Annotated in this window: 14 protein-coding genes and 2 riboswitches; of the genes, 2 read left to right on the top strand and 12 right to left on the bottom strand. The window is 32.4% G+C overall.

Annotation, left to right across the window (positions count from 1 at the left end; genetic code table 11):
• Positions 1 to 61 precede the first annotated feature (61 nt).
• The 5 genes from JMO20_RS00400 to JMO20_RS00380 are packed head-to-tail and all read right to left on the bottom strand — an operon-like array spanning position 62 to position 7,905.
• A complete protein-coding gene (locus JMO20_RS00400) occupies positions 62 to 3,739 on the bottom strand; it encodes a cobaltochelatase subunit CobN (protein ID WP_202707166.1) in 3,678 nt (1,225 codons plus the stop codon).
• A gap of 16 nt (positions 3,740 to 3,755) precedes the next feature.
• Positions 3,756 to 5,684 carry a magnesium chelatase subunit D family protein gene (locus JMO20_RS00395; RefSeq protein ID WP_202707165.1) on the bottom strand — a complete coding sequence of 643 codons (1,929 nt, stop codon included), beginning with the start codon at positions 5,682 to 5,684 and terminating at the stop codon, positions 3,756 to 3,758.
• The gene (locus JMO20_RS00390) at positions 5,660 to 6,703 is read right to left on the bottom strand and encodes a magnesium chelatase ATPase subunit I (protein WP_202707164.1); all 1,044 of its coding nucleotides are present in this window, start codon (positions 6,701 to 6,703) and stop codon (positions 5,660 to 5,662) included. The genes JMO20_RS00395 and JMO20_RS00390 overlap by 25 nt, the downstream gene beginning before the upstream one ends.
• Positions 6,704 to 6,747: 44 nt before the next feature.
• Positions 6,748 to 7,092 carry an ATP-binding protein gene (locus JMO20_RS00385; RefSeq protein ID WP_207753393.1) on the bottom strand — a complete coding sequence of 115 codons (345 nt, stop codon included), beginning with the start codon at positions 7,090 to 7,092 and terminating at the stop codon, positions 6,748 to 6,750.
• Positions 7,093 to 7,128: 36 nt separating this feature from the next.
• Positions 7,129 to 7,905, bottom strand: coding sequence for a sirohydrochlorin cobaltochelatase (locus JMO20_RS00380; RefSeq protein WP_202707163.1), 777 nt, complete (start codon positions 7,903 to 7,905; stop codon positions 7,129 to 7,131).
• A 147-nt stretch (positions 7,906 to 8,052) separates the two neighbouring features.
• Positions 8,053 to 8,241, bottom strand: a riboswitch (cobalamin riboswitch).
• 179 nt (positions 8,242 to 8,420) lie between these two features.
• On the opposite strand from JMO20_RS00380, the gene JMO20_RS00375 reads away from it, so the two are divergent.
• Positions 8,421 to 9,944 carry a putative polysaccharide biosynthesis protein gene (locus JMO20_RS00375; RefSeq protein WP_202707162.1) on the top strand — a complete coding sequence of 508 codons (1,524 nt, stop codon included), beginning with the start codon at positions 8,421 to 8,423 and terminating at the stop codon, positions 9,942 to 9,944.
• 73 nt (positions 9,945 to 10,017) lie between these two features.
• Here JMO20_RS00375 and JMO20_RS00370 read toward each other — a convergent pair whose 3' ends face one another.
• From JMO20_RS00370 to JMO20_RS00345, 6 genes are all read right to left on the bottom strand, one after another.
• Positions 10,018 to 10,866, bottom strand: coding sequence for a YitT family protein (locus tag JMO20_RS00370; RefSeq protein WP_202707161.1), 849 nt, complete (start codon positions 10,864 to 10,866; stop codon positions 10,018 to 10,020).
• Positions 10,856 to 11,758 (bottom strand): succinate--CoA ligase subunit alpha, encoded by a 903-nt coding sequence (sucD, locus tag JMO20_RS00365; RefSeq protein WP_202707160.1) that lies wholly within the window; start codon positions 11,756 to 11,758, stop codon positions 10,856 to 10,858. Before sucD ends, JMO20_RS00370 begins: the two co-directional genes overlap by 11 nt.
• Before the next feature lie 16 nt (positions 11,759 to 11,774).
• On the bottom strand, positions 11,775 to 12,935 hold the full coding sequence (sucC, locus tag JMO20_RS00360; protein ID WP_202707159.1) for an ADP-forming succinate--CoA ligase subunit beta: 1,161 nt from the start codon (positions 12,933 to 12,935) through the stop codon (positions 11,775 to 11,777).
• 16 nt (positions 12,936 to 12,951) lie between these two features.
• Positions 12,952 to 14,130: an aspartate-alanine antiporter-like transporter gene (locus JMO20_RS00355; RefSeq protein ID WP_202707158.1), complete on the bottom strand. Its 1,179-nt coding sequence runs from the start codon at positions 14,128 to 14,130 to the stop codon at positions 12,952 to 12,954.
• A 170-nt stretch (positions 14,131 to 14,300) separates the two neighbouring features.
• Positions 14,301 to 14,487, bottom strand: a riboswitch (cobalamin riboswitch).
• Between the two features lie 46 nt (positions 14,488 to 14,533).
• A complete protein-coding gene (locus tag JMO20_RS00350; protein ID WP_202707157.1) occupies positions 14,534 to 14,752 on the bottom strand; it encodes a hypothetical protein in 219 nt (72 codons plus the stop codon).
• Between the two features lie 405 nt (positions 14,753 to 15,157).
• Entirely contained in the window at positions 15,158 to 15,904 is a 747-nt protein-coding gene (locus JMO20_RS00345) for an AIR synthase related protein (protein ID WP_202707156.1), read from the bottom strand.
• A 492-nt stretch (positions 15,905 to 16,396) separates the two neighbouring features.
• Between JMO20_RS00345 and JMO20_RS00340 the strand changes: the two genes are divergently transcribed.
• The gene (locus JMO20_RS00340) at positions 16,397 to 16,864 is read left to right on the top strand and encodes a hypothetical protein (RefSeq protein WP_202707155.1); all 468 of its coding nucleotides are present in this window, start codon (positions 16,397 to 16,399) and stop codon (positions 16,862 to 16,864) included.
• 42 nt (positions 16,865 to 16,906) lie between these two features.
• On the opposite strand, the gene JMO20_RS00335 is transcribed toward JMO20_RS00340, so the two are convergent.
• The gene (locus tag JMO20_RS00335; RefSeq protein ID WP_243414584.1) at positions 16,907 to 17,422 is read right to left on the bottom strand and encodes an ECF transporter S component; all 516 of its coding nucleotides are present in this window, start codon (positions 17,420 to 17,422) and stop codon (positions 16,907 to 16,909) included.
• Positions 17,423 to 17,532: the final 110 nt, after the last annotated feature.

Genomic DNA, 17,532 nt, shown 5'->3' with positions numbered 1-17,532 from the left:
ATAATTAAGCAAATTGGGATTGTCAACAAATACTGATATTCATAATAGAGGAATTTTATATTTATAAGTATTCTTCTATATCTCCTTCCAACTCTAAATATGTTTTCTGTAGCTCCTTTAATTCATCGTCGGTAGCATCCCAATATCCTCTTTTATTACATTCAAATAATATTTCAACCATTGATAGATATGCCCATTTATTATTTTCCTTTAATCTATCCTTCATCTCTTCATCATTAACATATTTATTATGCATCTCGCTGAATATCCAATTGTCTACTTTACCAGTGGTTGCAGCTAGACCCAACATATTCTCAAATCTATCGTATATTTTCTGGGCTCCATGATAATCATGCTTAAGCATTTCATTGATCCACTTAGGATTTAAAACCCTTGTTCTAACCCCTCTAGCAATGGATTTATCCACTGTTTCAGTTTCTACCACTTCATTGGTTGTATCGGTGATAAACACCTCTGCTCTTTGTCCTTTAGCCATCTCTACAGATTTAGATAATCCTCCGAAGTATTCATAATAGTGGTCTAAATCTGTAACCTCATATTCATGATTGCTCCTTATTTGAGAAACAATATCTACTGATTTTAGGTTTGTATTTAATAAATCCTCTGCTTTCCTCCCCCTAAAGTTCTTTGTATATACATGCTTTAAGCTATCTACATATCTTTGTCCTAGACTAGACTCATCCTCCCAATTTTTTGTTTCAATTAGTTTAGCTACCTTAGTCCCGTATTCCCCTTCTCCAGGTCCAAATAATCTTGCATAGGACAATTCTCTAGCTTCTGATTCTTCATATCCTTCACTAATTAGCTTATTATAAATCATTTGAGTATTAGCTTTAAAATAATTTTCATCATGGGATTCATCCAATAAGGATATCATCTTAAAAATATCATTTAATTCATCAATCATATTCGGAAACATATCTCTAAAAAATCCACACATATTTATAACTACATCAATACGTGGTCTACCTAGCTCTTCATAGGGTATCACTTCATATACTGGCTTATAGATATTATCTCTATTCTTAACTCTTACTCCCAAATATCCCAGTATTTGACCTAGGGTTTCTCCTTGGGTTCTAGATGTGGATAGCCCCCATAAAACCACTGCTGTGCTCTTTGGATATATTCCATGGTTTTCTACATACTGATTAATTGTATTTTGGGCTATTTTCCTTCCCCGATCTATGGCAACGTCGCTTGGAACCATCCTTGGGTCAAATTGATAGAGGTTGAATCCCGAAGGAAGAACATCTATATTTCTTATCATATCTCCCGCCAGCCTTGCTGGAATATAGCTTCCATTCAATGCCTTAATCAAATTTTCTAATTCAAAGGTTTTTTTACTATATTCCCCAGCCCTTAGTCCATATTCAAGGGTACTTCTATATTCGTCCTTGATATTTCCTGCTTGGAAATAGCTTTCTAATGCTTTATTAGCCTCTTCTTCAAGGAGTTCCATTTTTTCTATATCATTATCCTCTAATATATCATCATAGTTTAAGTCCTTGGCTTCTGCTGCCACTCTTTTTAGTGACTTAACCTCTCCTCTATCATACCTCATTACAAATTTAGCAAAGTCCTTTGCTTCCTCAGAGCTATATCCTTTGCCAAAAATATGTAACCCCTTTGGAATTAAGGATCTTTTAAGCCTATATAGCTCCTTTTCAATATCTTCCATATCATCAAAAGAAAGATTAACTTCCTTAGCCTTAGTAAATATCTGCTCTTTTATTTGCTTACATCTACTAGTATCCAACCGCTCAGATTCATAATATTGAGATATTAATGCCTCAATATTGGAATATTCACCATACAGCTCACTTTCTACAAAGGGTGGTGAAGAATAGCTAATAATGGTTCCATGGGATCTTCTTTTTGCAATCATTGATTCAGCAGGATTTCCACAGTAATATAAATATAAATGGGGGATATCACCAATTAAATTATCAGGCATACAACCTCCAGACATACCGCATTCCTTTCCATTTAAGAACTCTAAAGTTCCATGGGTTCCCACATGAATTATAACATCTGCCTTAAACTCTTCCTTTATCCATTTATAGAAAGCAACATATTGATGATGGGGCAATAGTTGTTTATCATGGTATACCTTGTCTTGGTCTTCATGAAGTCCTCTGGTAGGCTGTAATCCTAAAAAGACATTTCCTAATGCTACACCCGGGATTAGGAAATCATCCTCGTCAGACATAATTTCACCAGGGGGATGTCCCCATTGTTCTGTAATTTCTCCCTTCCAAGACTTACTATTTAATTCCTTAACATATTTATCACTATTATATTTTATAAAGTGTTGATTTCCTTTTTCAGATGCCCATCTTCCTGAATTAACTATCTTCCCTGCAGTAAATGTATCCATTAACTCTTCTTTTGTTAGGGCTTCTGTATTATAATTTTCTTTTTTTAAAGCAAATAATATATTTTCAATAGACTGAAAAGTGTTTAAGAATGCTCCGCCAAAAATATTATCCTCTCCCGGGGGATAATTATAACAGATTATAGCTACCTTTTTTTCTTTATTTATCTTTCCCTTTAATTTTAACCAATTTTTAACTCTGTGGGCTATTCTATCGGCTCTTTCCTCTATCAACCTTGCACTTTTAAACTCTATGTTTAATTCATTATCTAATCCTGTTGTTTCCATAGCTGCAATAGGTATTGTTTCTATGGCTCCATCAAGTTCCGGTAACATAACTGATATTAAAAATTCTGATGATGTGATTCCCTGAGGAGATTCAAGCCATTCCTTTTCAGTTCTTCTAGACATTATCATAGGGTGGAGCATAGGTGCATCCAGCTCTTCTAACATATCTATAGCTTCTTGGGGCTTACCACCCATAGGTCCAGCTCCCAATCTAAATGATGTAAAGTTTAATATTAAGTCTACCTTTCTTCCATCTACAATTAAAAGTTCTTTTAGTTTATCTATATCTCTACTGGCAGATCTAGGAAAGGCTATGGGCAATACATTTGCAAATGGCTTTATTTTTCCTTCAAATTCAGCTATGCAGTCCGTAGTTCTAGTAGGATAGTTATGTCCATAAAACAGCAACGCTACTATTGGTTTGTCTTTATCATATCCATAGTTTTTTGCATACTCCTTAAATTCCTTATATTCTTTGCTAGTTTTAGGATCAAATATAGACATCTCTGTTAACTTAATAGGTTCTTCAGGTTTTGGGATATCTTTAACATTACCGTAATCCCTTAATAATAAGAGGAAAAGATTAGTTATGTTTTCTGCTCCTCCACTCTTGATATAGTCGTTTATCTTTTTATAGTTTTTCATATCCTTAAATTTAGGATTAGTCTTATCAATTTTAGCTTGATTAGTAGCCCTCATACTTCTTCTATTATTTCTACCAGACATATCATTACCAGTAATTAAACCGAGCTTTAATAAAGAATGAATTTCTTTATTATTTCCACCATAGGGTACTATAAAGCCTTTTGTTTTCCTACAGGCCTTTTCTATAGTATCTAGTAGATTATCAGGGGTTCCCATTAAGTCTAAAATTGTTAAATCAGACTCTACAATACTATCATAAATGCTATTGATATTTTCCTCCCTATAGTCTTCTGCACAATAATATAATTTTAGGTCCATGGTATCTAAGTACTTTAATCTAAAGTCTTTATATGTCTTAGATATATCATTAGTTGCAGATGAACTAACGGTCGCAATAGTTATTTTCATTTATCCCACCTCCACCTTACAAAATATTTCTAACTACCCTCTCTATATTTTCATCCTTAAGCTCTTCAAGCTTATAGTACTGTGCATCTAAGGCCTTGGCTACTTCCTTAGCTAAGCCCATTTGTATAAATCCAGATTCTGTATCAATTACTAATGCCTTAATTCCTTTTTGCGATATATCTTGACATATACTAATTGCTTCTTCCACAGGATCACCTAATCCAAGGGCATTGTTCGCCTTTCCATCGGTAATTAGTACTAAGACCGGTATGGTGTCTTTATCTTTAAGCATAGTTGACCTTAGAATTTGATAACCTTTAATAAGTCCAGCACTTAAAGGAGTTCTGCCTCCAGTGGGAAGATCCTTTAACTTGTCTTTTGCAAAATCAACACTTCTAGTTACTTGGAGCATTTCCTCAGCGGAATCTCCCCTAAAGGTAATCATACCTACTTTATCCCTCTTTTGATATGCATCCATTAAAAGGGAAACTATAGCCCCTTTCACAGCTTTCATCCTTTTTTTCGCTCCCATAGATCCACTTCCATCTACAACGAAGAGCAATGTATTTCCTGTTCTTTTTTCCCTTACCTTTTTCCTAAAATCACTTTCCTTGATTATTAGCTTATCCTTCCTCCCCCGTTGCTTTTGGTATAAAGCAGATGTTCTCAGTGTAGCATCTATGGCTATATCCTTTGGCTTGCCTTTGGGAATAACAGCCTTTATATACCTACCTTGGGTCATTCCAGTAAGTGTTTTACTCCTTCTTCCACTTCCCTTTCTGATGATGGTATCATTAATCTGTATATCAATATCCTTTACATTGAATATTGAGCCTATATCAGATATATCTTCCATAATTGTTTTGCTTTTATTTTCTAAGTCTTTATTTTCATGAGTAGATTGATAATCACTATCTATATCCAATTTATTTTCTTCTTCAATGTGTTTAGATTCATTGTTATCAATTTCTCTAGACTGATTTTCTTGCGGATTCTGATTGTTATTCTCATTATTTGATTCGTTATTGTTTCTTTTCTCTTCAGATTCTTCCTGTGGCTTTTCCCTTGGTTCCATAATTCTATGGGGCAATACAAATTTGGCTGCTTCTTTTAAATGAGAAAACTCTACTTCTTTTCTGTCCTCTAACGAAGCAATAGCCTTAGCTGCTTCTACCAAGTAAATATCTCCCCTATGGCCTATGGATCTTGAAGCTTTGCATAATTCAACACTAGCCTTTAATATTTCCTTAGAAACTTTAACTTCTTTAATGATCTCTTTAGCCCTTATTATTTTTTCTCTTAAATCTAATGAACTATCCTTATATTTATCATAGAAGCTTTCTGGATTTGATTCATACTCCATTCTTCTTTTCATAATTTCTAATCTATTAATAACATCCCTCTCACCTTTAACTTCAACATAAAGACCAAATCTATCTAAGAAACTTGTTGATAGCAGCCCTTCTTCGGGATTCATTGTTCCTATTAAAGTGAAATTAGCTCGATGGCTATATGACATTCCTTCCCGCTCTATAGTATTAACACCACTGGACCATACATCTAAAATCATGTTGCCAATACCTCTACTAAGGAGATTAACTTCATCCACATATAATATGTTTCCGTGGGCTTGATGTAGAAGACCTGTCTCAAGTCTTTTCTCTCCCTTTTCTACAGCATATTTCAGGTCTAGACTTCCTATCAATCTATCCTCAGATATGTTTAAGGGAAGATTTATTATTTCTATTTCAGGTAATATCTGACCAAAGCTTCTAACTAAAGTAGATTTAGCAGTTCCCTTCTCTCCTACTATCAAAACTCCTCCTACCTTTGGATTTATCACATTCATCATAATAGCTTTTTTAACTGCATCCTTTCCAACAATGGCAGTAAAGGGATAGGGACATTTATTATTAAAAACTACATGCTTACTTGCTCTCTGCATCTTTCCACAACCTCATCTAAAGTATTTGACAGAGCCTTTCCTTGATCAAATGGTCTTTTTCTCAATCGGTGGGGAAAAACTAAATTTGCTGCTTCCTTCACATCTTTAAATTCTACTTCTTTTCTGCCCTCTAAAGTGGCAATAGTTAAAGCAGTTTTTATCATAGTAATATCTGCTCTATGACCATCAACCTCTAATGTTATTGATATTAAAGCTATTAGCTCCAGTACTTGATCAGATATTTTAACATCCTGTAAATTTTCTTTTGCCTTTAATATAGTATTCGTTAAGTTATTCTGTTCTTCTTTAAATTTTTCACAAAAGGCGATTGGATCTCTTTCATATTCTAATCTTCTTTTTATTACATTCATTCTATCCTTCACATTTTCTTCTCCCATTACCTCTACAGATAATCCAAATCTATCAATAAACTGGGGACGAAGATCTCCTTCTTCAGGATTCATGGTTCCTACTAATACAAAATTTGAAGGATGGGCATAGGATACTCCTTCTCTCTCAACAGTATTAACTCCCATTGCCGCTGCATCCAAAAGCACGTCCACTATATGATCATCTAATAAATTCACTTCATCCACATAAAGTATATTTCTATTCCCTTGGGCTAAAATTCCAACTTCAAATTTCTTTTCACCATTTTTCAATGCATGTTCAATATCTATGGTTCCTACAACTCTATCCTCCGTTGCACTTACAGGGAGCTCTACTACTTTCATATTTCTTTTTTCTACTTTAACTTCTTCATTTACTTTAAGCTTTTCTTCACATTCTCTGCATAAGTTGTTTGTTTCATGGGGATTACAGTTAAATCTACATCCTTCTACAGTATCAAAAACAGGAAGCAAATCAGCTAAAGCCCTTACAGCTGTAGATTTAGCAGTTCCTTTCTCTCCTCGAATAAGAAGTCCTCCAATTTTAGGGTTTATCGCATTTAATATTAAGGCCCTCTTCATTCGTTCTTGTGCAATTATAGCAGTGAATGGGAAAATCGTTTTTTTCATCCTTGAACCTCCAATTAATTTCTAGTTTTATATATTAAATCTCATTAAGCCTTAGTTTCTCTATTAATTTCACATTCCTCTATTATTTGATTTTTCAAAACATAATCTAAAAACTTACTTGAAACCTCTTTATTTTTCTTCTTACTCCATCTTATTACCTTAGTCACATATTCCTTAGTAATAGGCTCTGGAAATCTAATAGCTCCACTTGGACATTGCCATTCACATCCATGACAACCATCTACACAGCTACTGGGATTTTCTACTACTACCTTTTCATTATCCTTAGTATATACTCCCTTTGGACAAAACTCATAGCAAAAATCACAATTGGTACATTTATCTTCATCTATAACGGGATGCCATACCCCTTCTATAAAATCTTTCATTTCAATATTCCCCCTGTACTCCCTTAATATATTTTCTTATAGTTCTTTCATAGCATCATAAACGTGGTTTACATATATATCTTGATATTTTGGGTTTTCTCCTAGACCACTCATGTGTACCTTCACCTTAAATCCTTGCTCTTCTAGGATACTTTTCCATGAATCCTCTTCTCCAACTAAATCATTTACTGCATGGTCCCCTGCCACAAGCATAAATGGCATTAAAGTAACCTCATTTATATTAGCCTTATTTAACTTAGGGATTATATCATCCAATTCTGGATATCCCTCAACTGTACCAACAAAGAGATTTAATTCCTCATCATTGATTACACTTTGTAAGCATGAGTAGCATGCGTTGGCATGATGATATGTACCATGACCCATTAATAAAACAGCTTCATTTTCTTTCATATCTGGTAATTGATCCTTTAATGCATCTACAGCGATCTTATAATCTTTATTCATAGTTAATAATGGTCTTCCCATAGTTACTTTTTCAAATGAATCCTTAAAAGCTTTTACAGTTTCCACTATTTCTTCATATTCCTTACCAGGAATTATATGGGTTGGCTGAATAATAACTTCATCAAACCCTTCATTTTTCATCTTATTTAAAGCTTGTTCTGGAGTATCAATTATTAAGCTATCTCTTTTCTTCAATTTGTTTATTATTATATTAGACGTAAATGCTCTTCTGACTTCACTTTTAGGAAATTCTTTCTCTATTCTCTTTTCCACACTCTCTATACATGCTTTTCTTGTGTTTTCATAGCTAGTTCCAAAGCTAACTACAAGTATCCCTTTTTTCATTATTTGTATCCTCCTCATTCTCTTAGTTAAATTTTTGTATATTAAAAGCCCTGACTTCCAAAAGTCAGGGCTAAATATCTATATGTAAAATTTTAAGCTAGAATCCATACATATATTATATTGCTCTCTACCTTTTCCTGGAAGGTTTTATGCAAATCTATCTAGGCAGGTCTCCTGACTTGTGGATCTTAGTTGATTCTTTGCCTTCCCAGTAATAAACCAGTGACATATAAAGAATCCCTCCCCACTTACAGTGGCCGGACCGTTCGGGATTTTCACCCGATTCCCTATTAATCCTTGAGATTATCTCAAAGAACCTAGATAGGTATAGTATTAAATTATTTTTAAGTAACTCTTTTCTATTACATTCTATCCTATTTCTTAAACAGTATCAATGTCATATAGAATGAAAATCTTATTATTCTTTTTTCCTTAACGATAAATTATATTTTATCATATTTGGATTTCCCACTAATATTTATAGAATTAGCAACATTTTTTTATGAGGTGATTCTTTGAAGAATTCAAAATTTATTTATGGTACTATTATTCTTGCTACTTCTAGTTTAATCGTAAGGATGCTGAGTCTAAGCTATGATATAACCTTATCTAGAATGATTGGAGCAGAAGCAATCGGTCTATTTTATCTAGTCAATCCTATTCTTATGATGTTTCTAATGGTTACAACTGCTGGCATTCCAACTGCTGTTTCTAAATTAGTTTCAAAAGCTAAATCAAGAAATAGTAATTATGATGTAACAGTAACTGTCAATGCTACGATTCTGCTGACACTAATAATTTCCTTTATTTTAGCCCTTATATTAATTGTTACTTCAAAACATATAAGTATTAATATATATAATAATGAAAGACTTTTATCATTAATTTATGTTTCTATTCCAGCTATACCTATATTGTCCCTAACATCAGTATTAAGGGGTTATCTCTATGGGTTAAATAAAATGGCTCAAGCTGGTTTTTCAGAAATAATTGAACACATCGGGCGTTTTATAATAATTATTTTTATACTATTTTATATACATCCTGTATCTCCTTATACCTCATGCAAAATTGCCATATTTGGAATTAGCATAGGAGAGTTTTTTGATTTAATCTATTTGTTGTCTATTTATAAGAAAAACACAAGAGATACTGGACTAGCAATATATAGTAAGGATTCTTTTAAATCCATTGTGCTAAAAATAATTAAAATTGCCACACCTTTAACTATTTTAGGCTTTGTAAGTGTCGCTTCTCAATCATTGAATACAATATTGATTCCCAAAAGCCTCTTAGAAGCTGGCTTATCTCAATCCCAGTCTATTGAAACATTAGGTAGAATTATGGGAATGGGCATGCCCCTTGTATACCTACCCTATATTGTTACATCGGCTTTAGTAATTAATATTATTCCTAATTTATCAAATCAATCTCATTTAAAAAACTATAAGGACATTAAGATCAATATAACTTTATCCATAAGAATCACATTTATTATTACATTACCCACTATGATAGTTTTCTTTATTCATTCACATCCCCTTAGTGTTTTATTATACAATGATATCCATGCAGCAAAATATATAAAAATCATGTCTTGCGGTATGGTTTTTCTGGCTATTCAACATATCTTTTCTGGAATTCTTTATGGTATTGGCAAGCAGGTTAGGGCCACTGTACATCGTATAATAGGAATAGCTTTTCAATTATTTTGTATAGTATTTCTTATAAGTAATCCTAGATATGGTGTTAATGGATATTTTATTGGATTTATATTATCACCTATAATAGTTTTTCTTTTTGATATGACAGTATTACACAGATATTTACGCTCTACCTTTACAGATTTTATATTCTTTTCTAAAATAGGAATATCTATTTTAATTACGACTATTCTAACTTTTCTTTATTCTAATTTTTCAACGAGTTGGAATATACCGATTAATAATACAACGATTTTCACGATTTTAATCTATTTTATTTCTTATATTGGACTGCTTATTTTTCTAAAAGCAAATCCACTCGATATAAAAGTATAAATATTAACTAATGAAAATGCCTCCCTATAAGATTTACACATCTTATAGGGAGGCATTTTAAAATTCATTTACCCTACTTACTAAAGTTAAAACCTTCTCCTAATACTTCATGGACAAACCCAACTGTTATAAAAGCATCTGGATCAATATTTTGAACGTAATGCTTAATTTTAATATATTGCTTCCTAGATACGACAGTATTTATTATATTTTTCTTCTTTTTAGAAAAACCGCCATCGGCATAATATAGAGTAGTTCCCCTATTTATGGTCTTAATTATATACTGGTTTATTTCTTCTTTTTTATCACTTATAATCATAATATTCATTTTTTTACTAAATCCTGCGATAACATTATCTATTACATAGGCATTGATAATAACTCCTAATAATGCATATAATCCAAGCTTAGCACCAAAGGTTAGTCCTGCAAATATAGTGATAATAAAATCGGCTGAAAGCAAGGCCTTTCCTATATCTAAATGGGTAAACTTATTTATAATCTTTGCTATAATATCAGTTCCCCCTGTGGAAGAGTTTTGATAGAAAATTATAGCCATACCAATTCCTTGGATTATAATCCCATAGATTAAATTTATCATTATATCATCAATTATTGGCTTATCCATAGGACTTATAACTTCAAATAAATATATCACCCCGGACAAAAGAAAGCTTGAATATATTGTATAGCCACCGAATTCCTTACCTATTATTAGAAAGGCAAGGGCAAAAAGAATAATATTTGATATAGTCATTATAATCCCTATTGGAATAACAGGGAAAACTTTGTTTATAACCATGGCTAATCCTGTAACTCCACCTACTGCAAGATTAGCAGGAATTAAGAAATAGTATAATCCTACGGCCATAGTCAATATACCTATATTAATAAGAATAAATCTCTCAATATTAATCCTCATACTCAGCCCTCCATAAATTATTATCCTTTAGAGCCTTTGCTAGAGCTTTTCCGATGACTGCAGGATTTTCTGCAACAGAAATTCCACAATTTTTCATGGTTTTTATCTTTTCATCAGCTGTCCCTTTTCCGCCAGAAATAATAGCTCCTGCATGGCCCATTCGTTTTCCTTTAGGTGCCGTTTGTCCTCCTATAAAACCAACTACCGGCTTTTTCATATTTTCTTTAATCCATAGAGATGCTTTTTCCTCAGCAGTTCCACCTATTTCGCCAATCATAACAACTGCATCGGTATTCTCATCCTCATTAAATGCCTTTAATACATCTACGAAATCTGTACCATTAACAGGATCTCCTCCAATTCCAACGGCTGTAGATTGACCTATTCCCTTTTCAGTTAATTGATGAACAGCTTCATATGTTAAAGTACCAGAACGGGAAACAACACCTATTCTTCCTTCTTTGTGTATATATCCAGGCATGATACCAATTTTGCATTCTCCTGGTGTTATAATACCTGGACAATTAGGTCCAATTAATCGAGTCTTTTTGCCTTCCATATATCTTTTAACTTTTATCATATCGTTTATAGGAATGTGTTCTGTTATACATATAACCATATCTAATCCAGCATCTACTGCCTCTAGTATGGCATCTGCTGCAAATTTCGCTGGTACATATATTACAGAAGCTGTAGCTTGAGTTTCAATAACTGCCTGCTCTACAGTATCAAATACAGGGACATCCTCTACTTTTGTACCACCTTTCCCGGGAGTAACTCCTGAAACTATTTTAGTTCCGTATTCTAACATCTGTTTTGTATGATATTGAGCTGTCTTTCCGGTTATACCTTGCACAATTAATTTTGTATTTTTATCTACCCAAATACTCATTTTTGTCCCCACCTTTCTATTTTATTAGCTCTACTACTTTTTTTGCACCTTCATCCATTGATGTTACTGTTATTATATTTATGTCAGAATCGTCAAGGATCTCCTTACCTAAAGAAACATTTGTACCTTCTAATCTTACTACTAAAGGAACTGTTAAATTAACCTCCTTAGCTGCTTTAACTATTCCTTTAGCAATTACATTGCATTTCATTATTCCGCCGAATATATTAACGAATATGCCTTTTACTCTATCATCAGATAAGATTATTTTAAATGCATTAGTTACTTTTTCTTCTGACGCTCCGCCTCCAACATCTAGAAAATTAGCAGGCTCTCCTCCATAAAACTTAATAATATCCATCGTTGCCATTGCTAGCCCAGCTCCATTTACCATGCAACCAATATTACCATCAAGAGAGATGTATGATAATCCATGTTCAGAAGCCTCTACTTCCTTTTCATCCTCTTCATCTAGGTCTCTATACTCCAATATATCTTTATTTCTATATAAACTATTTTCATCAAAATTTAATTTAGCATCTAGGGCCATAACCCTATTGTCTCCCGTTACAACTAATGGATTAATCTCAGCTAAAGAGCAATCCTTTTCCATAAAGCATTGATATAGGTTCATCATAAGGTTTACTGTATCGTTAATTAGTTTCGTTGGTATGTTAATATTAAAGCATAGTCTTCGTGCCTGATATTCAGCTAATCCTACCACTGGATCTATAACTTCTTTGAATATTTTCTCAGGGCTTTTATCTGCTACTTCCTCGATCTCAGTTCCACCTTCTTCAGAGGCTATCATCGTCAATCTTGAAGCTTCTCTATCCAAAGTAATTCCCAAATAATACTCTTTTTCAATATCGCAACCCTCTTCAATTAAAAGGGTTTTAACTTCCTTTCCTTCAGGGCCAGTTTGGTGGGTAACTAGTTTTTTACCTAATATCTCTTTTGAATAAGCCTTGACTTCATCTATACTCTTTGCTACCTTTATTCCACCTGCTTTTCCCCTTCCACCAGCATGGATTTGAGCCTTTACAACTGCTATATCACTTTCTATTTTCCAAGCAGCCATTTCAGCATCCTCCATCTTGTTTATAACTTCACCTTTAGGTACTGATATGTTATACTTTCTCAATAGTTCTTTAGCTTGATATTCATGTATGTTCATTAATAGACCTCCCATCTTATATTTTGAATAAAATACTAGTAAATAAAATCATAAAAAATAATGCAAAGGGATATGTAGCTCCATACCCTACCGTAACATCATCGCTATCAAAGGCTTCTATAGAAGCAGCTAAGCCAGGTGTGCTGGTCATTCCTCCACATATACCTCCAACCAAATATATGTTTTGTAACTTCAATAGCTTCCTACCAACTATATACCCCATAAATATACTAATAGTTGCTGTGACTCCACCTACTACTAATAGCTGTGCTCCCGATGTACCGATTAGATTCAATGCATTATATCCATAGTTCAACCCAACTATGGAAAGAAACATATTAAGGGATATATCTCTAACCACACCTAATTGCCCCTTATTCATATTAAAATTTAAAAATCCTATTTTCCTTATATCCCCTAGAACTAACGCACTAATAAGTACTCCTCCCGTTGATCCTAGAGAAAAATTTCCTAGATAGCTTCCTAAATATATTTTTATCTTCCCAATGATGATTCCCACTAGACAAACAAGGCAGAAGGAAATGATACTAAAGTTGACTTCCTTGAAACCTTTGCTTATTTCCTGCTTCTTCCCTTTTCTTACATACTTATCTTCACCTTGAAATTTTCCTAATAGTTGTACAAATAAAATTACAATTATAACTCCTGGTATATATGAAATTGAGTAGCCTAGCCCTACCATCGCTTCACTGCTCCCCATTAACTCCCTTGCCGATTCAATAGCAGTAGCTAAACCTGGTGAACTAGTTAAAGCTCCTACATATGTTCCAATAATACTGATTTTTAAGTCACCAAATAATAATTTGATAAACAACCATGTAGATAAAGCTCCAGTGGAGGTTATGGTGAATGCTAAAATCATAAACCTATATCCATTATCTTTTATAGTACTTCTGATATTTTTTGATGCTAATAATCCTACCGATGCAATAAATCCTATAAGGCTTAATGTAAATATTTCCTTTGGTATAAACTGACCATCTAGCATTATAGAATCACTATCTTGCATTTGTAGATATTTAGTAACAAAATAGCTTATTACAATACCTACAAATAATCCTCCTGAGCTTCCTAATTTAATATTTTTGTAGTGCAATCGTCCAACCAGTTGTCCTAGAAATATACTAGAAGCCATAAGTAAAAGTGGGTTTGAAATTAAGTCTGTAATGTTCAAATCTAATACCTCCAATAAAAAAACTCAGCTAATATTAGCTGAGTTTTACACATGAGTTATTTCATAACAAAAAAACCTTTCTAGACATAGAAAGGGCATTATTGATATATAGTAGAGTATGATTAATCTCTACTTACAAATAACACCTCCTCATCCTCGTGAGTAATAAAACAGCATTGTTACTATTGGCAGGTCTCCTGACTTAAGAATAACAAATCTCACACCTTCCCATGCTATTAGCACAGTGGTATAAATGAGATTCTATCCATTACAGTGGCGGGACCATGTTGGAATTTCACCAAACTTCCCTTTTAAGCAATCCAAAAATAAGATTGCACCAACAGCCTCAATATTTAATTGTATTATGAATATATCATTAATGATTTTTAATGTCAATATAGGGTTAAAGAGTTATCATAACAATAAATAGAATGATAGCTCCTGTCATTGCAAATATAGTCTGAAATACTCTTACTTTAAATATAATTCTTTTTCTTTTTTCATCTTTATTATTTTTGCCTTTTGAGAAGATTCTACTTAAAATAAAAGTTTCAACAATCCCTTTAGCAGTTATGGCTAATAAAATAAAGATACCTCCTAAATAAATAAAAAACTTCTGCATTTTAAACCCCCATTTGAAAATTTAAGAAATTTTATATTAACTAAAATTTTATGTTAGATTATACATTCTTAGCTCCAGTATTACGTGCCCTAATTATTGATTTCAAGAAAAAACCAACTTTCTAGGTCGTAGTCAAAATTAGTCTTACAAAAAATTGAAGTTTTCAAATATAGAATTTCTTTAATTACCAATATTTCATAATTAGTAACCAAACTATAAAGATAATAAGTATGATTCCTTGAAAAATATATAGCTTCTGTAGTTTCTTTTTTGAATTATCATCTTCTTTTTTACTGTAGAAGAAACTTATTTCTGATTTCATTCTTACAATAAAAGATACTACGCACAATAAAATAAATAGTAGTATCGAAATAAATATTTTTATCATTATAAGATATTCCTTTCCTAATAAAATTCTCCAATAACACTAAATGGTATGTTGCATACTTTTCTAACTTCTTCAAAAGATTCTTTGTTTAGAGTAATAATCCCACAGGTGGCGGGTCCAGCAGTTTTATGTATATCTATAGAATTATTCTTCAAAGTATATTTAAGATTGCTCATTCTTGAAATTTCTTTTATTTCATGTATAAGACCTTTAGAGCCAGCTGGAACAATTTCTCCGATTCCTTTGATTGTTCTTAATTCATTTATAATTGAAGGTGATAGTATTGTTTGTTCTTTATCTTCTAATACTTCTTGTCCCACTTTAGGCATCCCAACTACGACTATTAAATTACCTGCCTTAGTTTCAGGTTTTCTCCAATTATCCTTATCTATCATGCCAATAACTGTTATACCAATTCCAGTTACCGATGCAGGAAAATTTTCCTCAGTGCTACCTGTGATTATAATATCATCCGATATGTTTAATGGCCTTAATGCTTTCTGTATACCTTTTATAATTCCCTTTCCTGTATTATCCATTTCCACCGATAGAGTATTCGTTATTGTAACAGGATTCGCACCAATAGCAAGAATCTCCATCAAGGGTACTCGTAATGTAAAATAGCCTACTGTCTCTGGGTCAGTTTTAACAATATCATTTTCTTTATCTCCAATACTACCACATGAATCACAGGCTATCACCATTGTTTGATTATTATTTATATCAATAAAGGTTAAATCCCTATATTTCTCTGCCTTATACATGTAAATGCTCCTTTTTTATCTACTTAATTAGTAATTTCTTTAAAACCTAAACTTTTTTATTATAAGTAACTCCTCTTTACTAGTTATTTGAGCTTTTCAGATTAATTTAAACCTACAAATTAATCATCTTAATGATATTATATCAAAATACTCTAGTGAGTATATAAAAATAAAAATTGTGCCAGTACACTCTATAACACAATAACTTTAAAATAAGTCAGTTAAAACAATATAATATTAAGTTTCTGTATAGAAATAAAATACATATTTGAAATATAATGTAATAAAATATAAAATTAATAATGGGAGATAAATATACTTGTGATAGAAAAAGTATCCATTCAATAAGCATTATGCCTCCAGCAACTAAATATAAAAATTTAAATTTGCTTGATAATGATTGGTATAAAGCTTGACGTGATAATATATTGAGTAAAATATTAAACAAGTAATCAAATTAAATCTAGTTAAAATTGGAGGCTGGTCTTTAAAGTGAAAAAGTCAAAGTTTATAATTTTTACACTTATAATTATTATTGGATTCTTAAGTATATATGTTTATTTTACTAGGTTATTACCTAAACCGTTAGCAGGAGGTTTAGCAATAATTACAGGAGAAGTTAATAGTATACAAGAAATTAGTACGACAACTACAGGACCAATTTATAGGTGTGTAATTGGGAAAGATTACAAAGACGAAAAGAAAGCAGTTTGGATTAGTTATAAAGTAGTTCACTCAGTTAGCCTAGAGCAAGGAATTTCAAAAGAAAATGCATTGAAAATAGCTCATAAAAAAGGTATTGAAAACGTTAAAGATATTCAGCTAACTTACATAGCTAACATAGAAGGAATGTCTCAGAACATATCTGAGGGTGTTTATTGGTACATAAGAGATAATAAAAACAAAACAATCTTAATAGAATATAATACTGGAAATATTAAGTATTCTGATAATGAATAATACTTAATATTTCCAATGGATACACCTTAGAGTTCTACAACTTTACTTTATCATCCTTCTATTAATGCCCTTATAAACAACATATGCAAGTATAACATTAGCAGCAGATGCTATAGTTAGTGTCGGTAAAAGAAGATAAAATAAAGGCCAACCATTAAACGGTAATCCAAAAAATATTGATGTAGGCACAACAACTAAAGCTGCAACTGGACCATTTAGAATTGTTGCAACTATTGAAGCTATTATTCCATTACTTCTTCTATAAACCCAACCAAATATAAAAGCAAATAATGCCATCTCGGCTGCCACAATTAAATGCATAGGCAATGTATATGGAAATCCACTGGTTAATGCTGAAAGAAAATGACCTATCCCAGCTACTAAGGCCCCCGCCACTGGTCCTAAAAATAAAGCAGCAAAAAATCCTGGCATTGAATCAAAGGCTATACTACCTTGAATTTTAATCAATGACCCTACGGCTGATAATGCAATTAACATAGCTATATATGCCAATCTAGTATTACTTGATATCTTAATACTCATATCCTTAAACTTCATAAATATACCCCCTCATATAATGATTTTATACTTTTATTTTTTTACCTATCAGTGAACTCGTTCTGCTCAAGCAGAACATCGGGGCTTCAGATGGAGACTCCACTCCACCT

Source organism: Sporosalibacterium faouarense, assembly GCF_016765695.1.
In the GTDB taxonomy this organism is placed as follows: domain Bacteria; phylum Bacillota; class Clostridia; order Tissierellales; family VENL01; genus Sporosalibacterium; species Sporosalibacterium faouarense.
The sequence above is the reverse complement of the archived record's forward strand: the minus strand, read 5'-3'. Positions and strand labels throughout refer to the sequence as shown.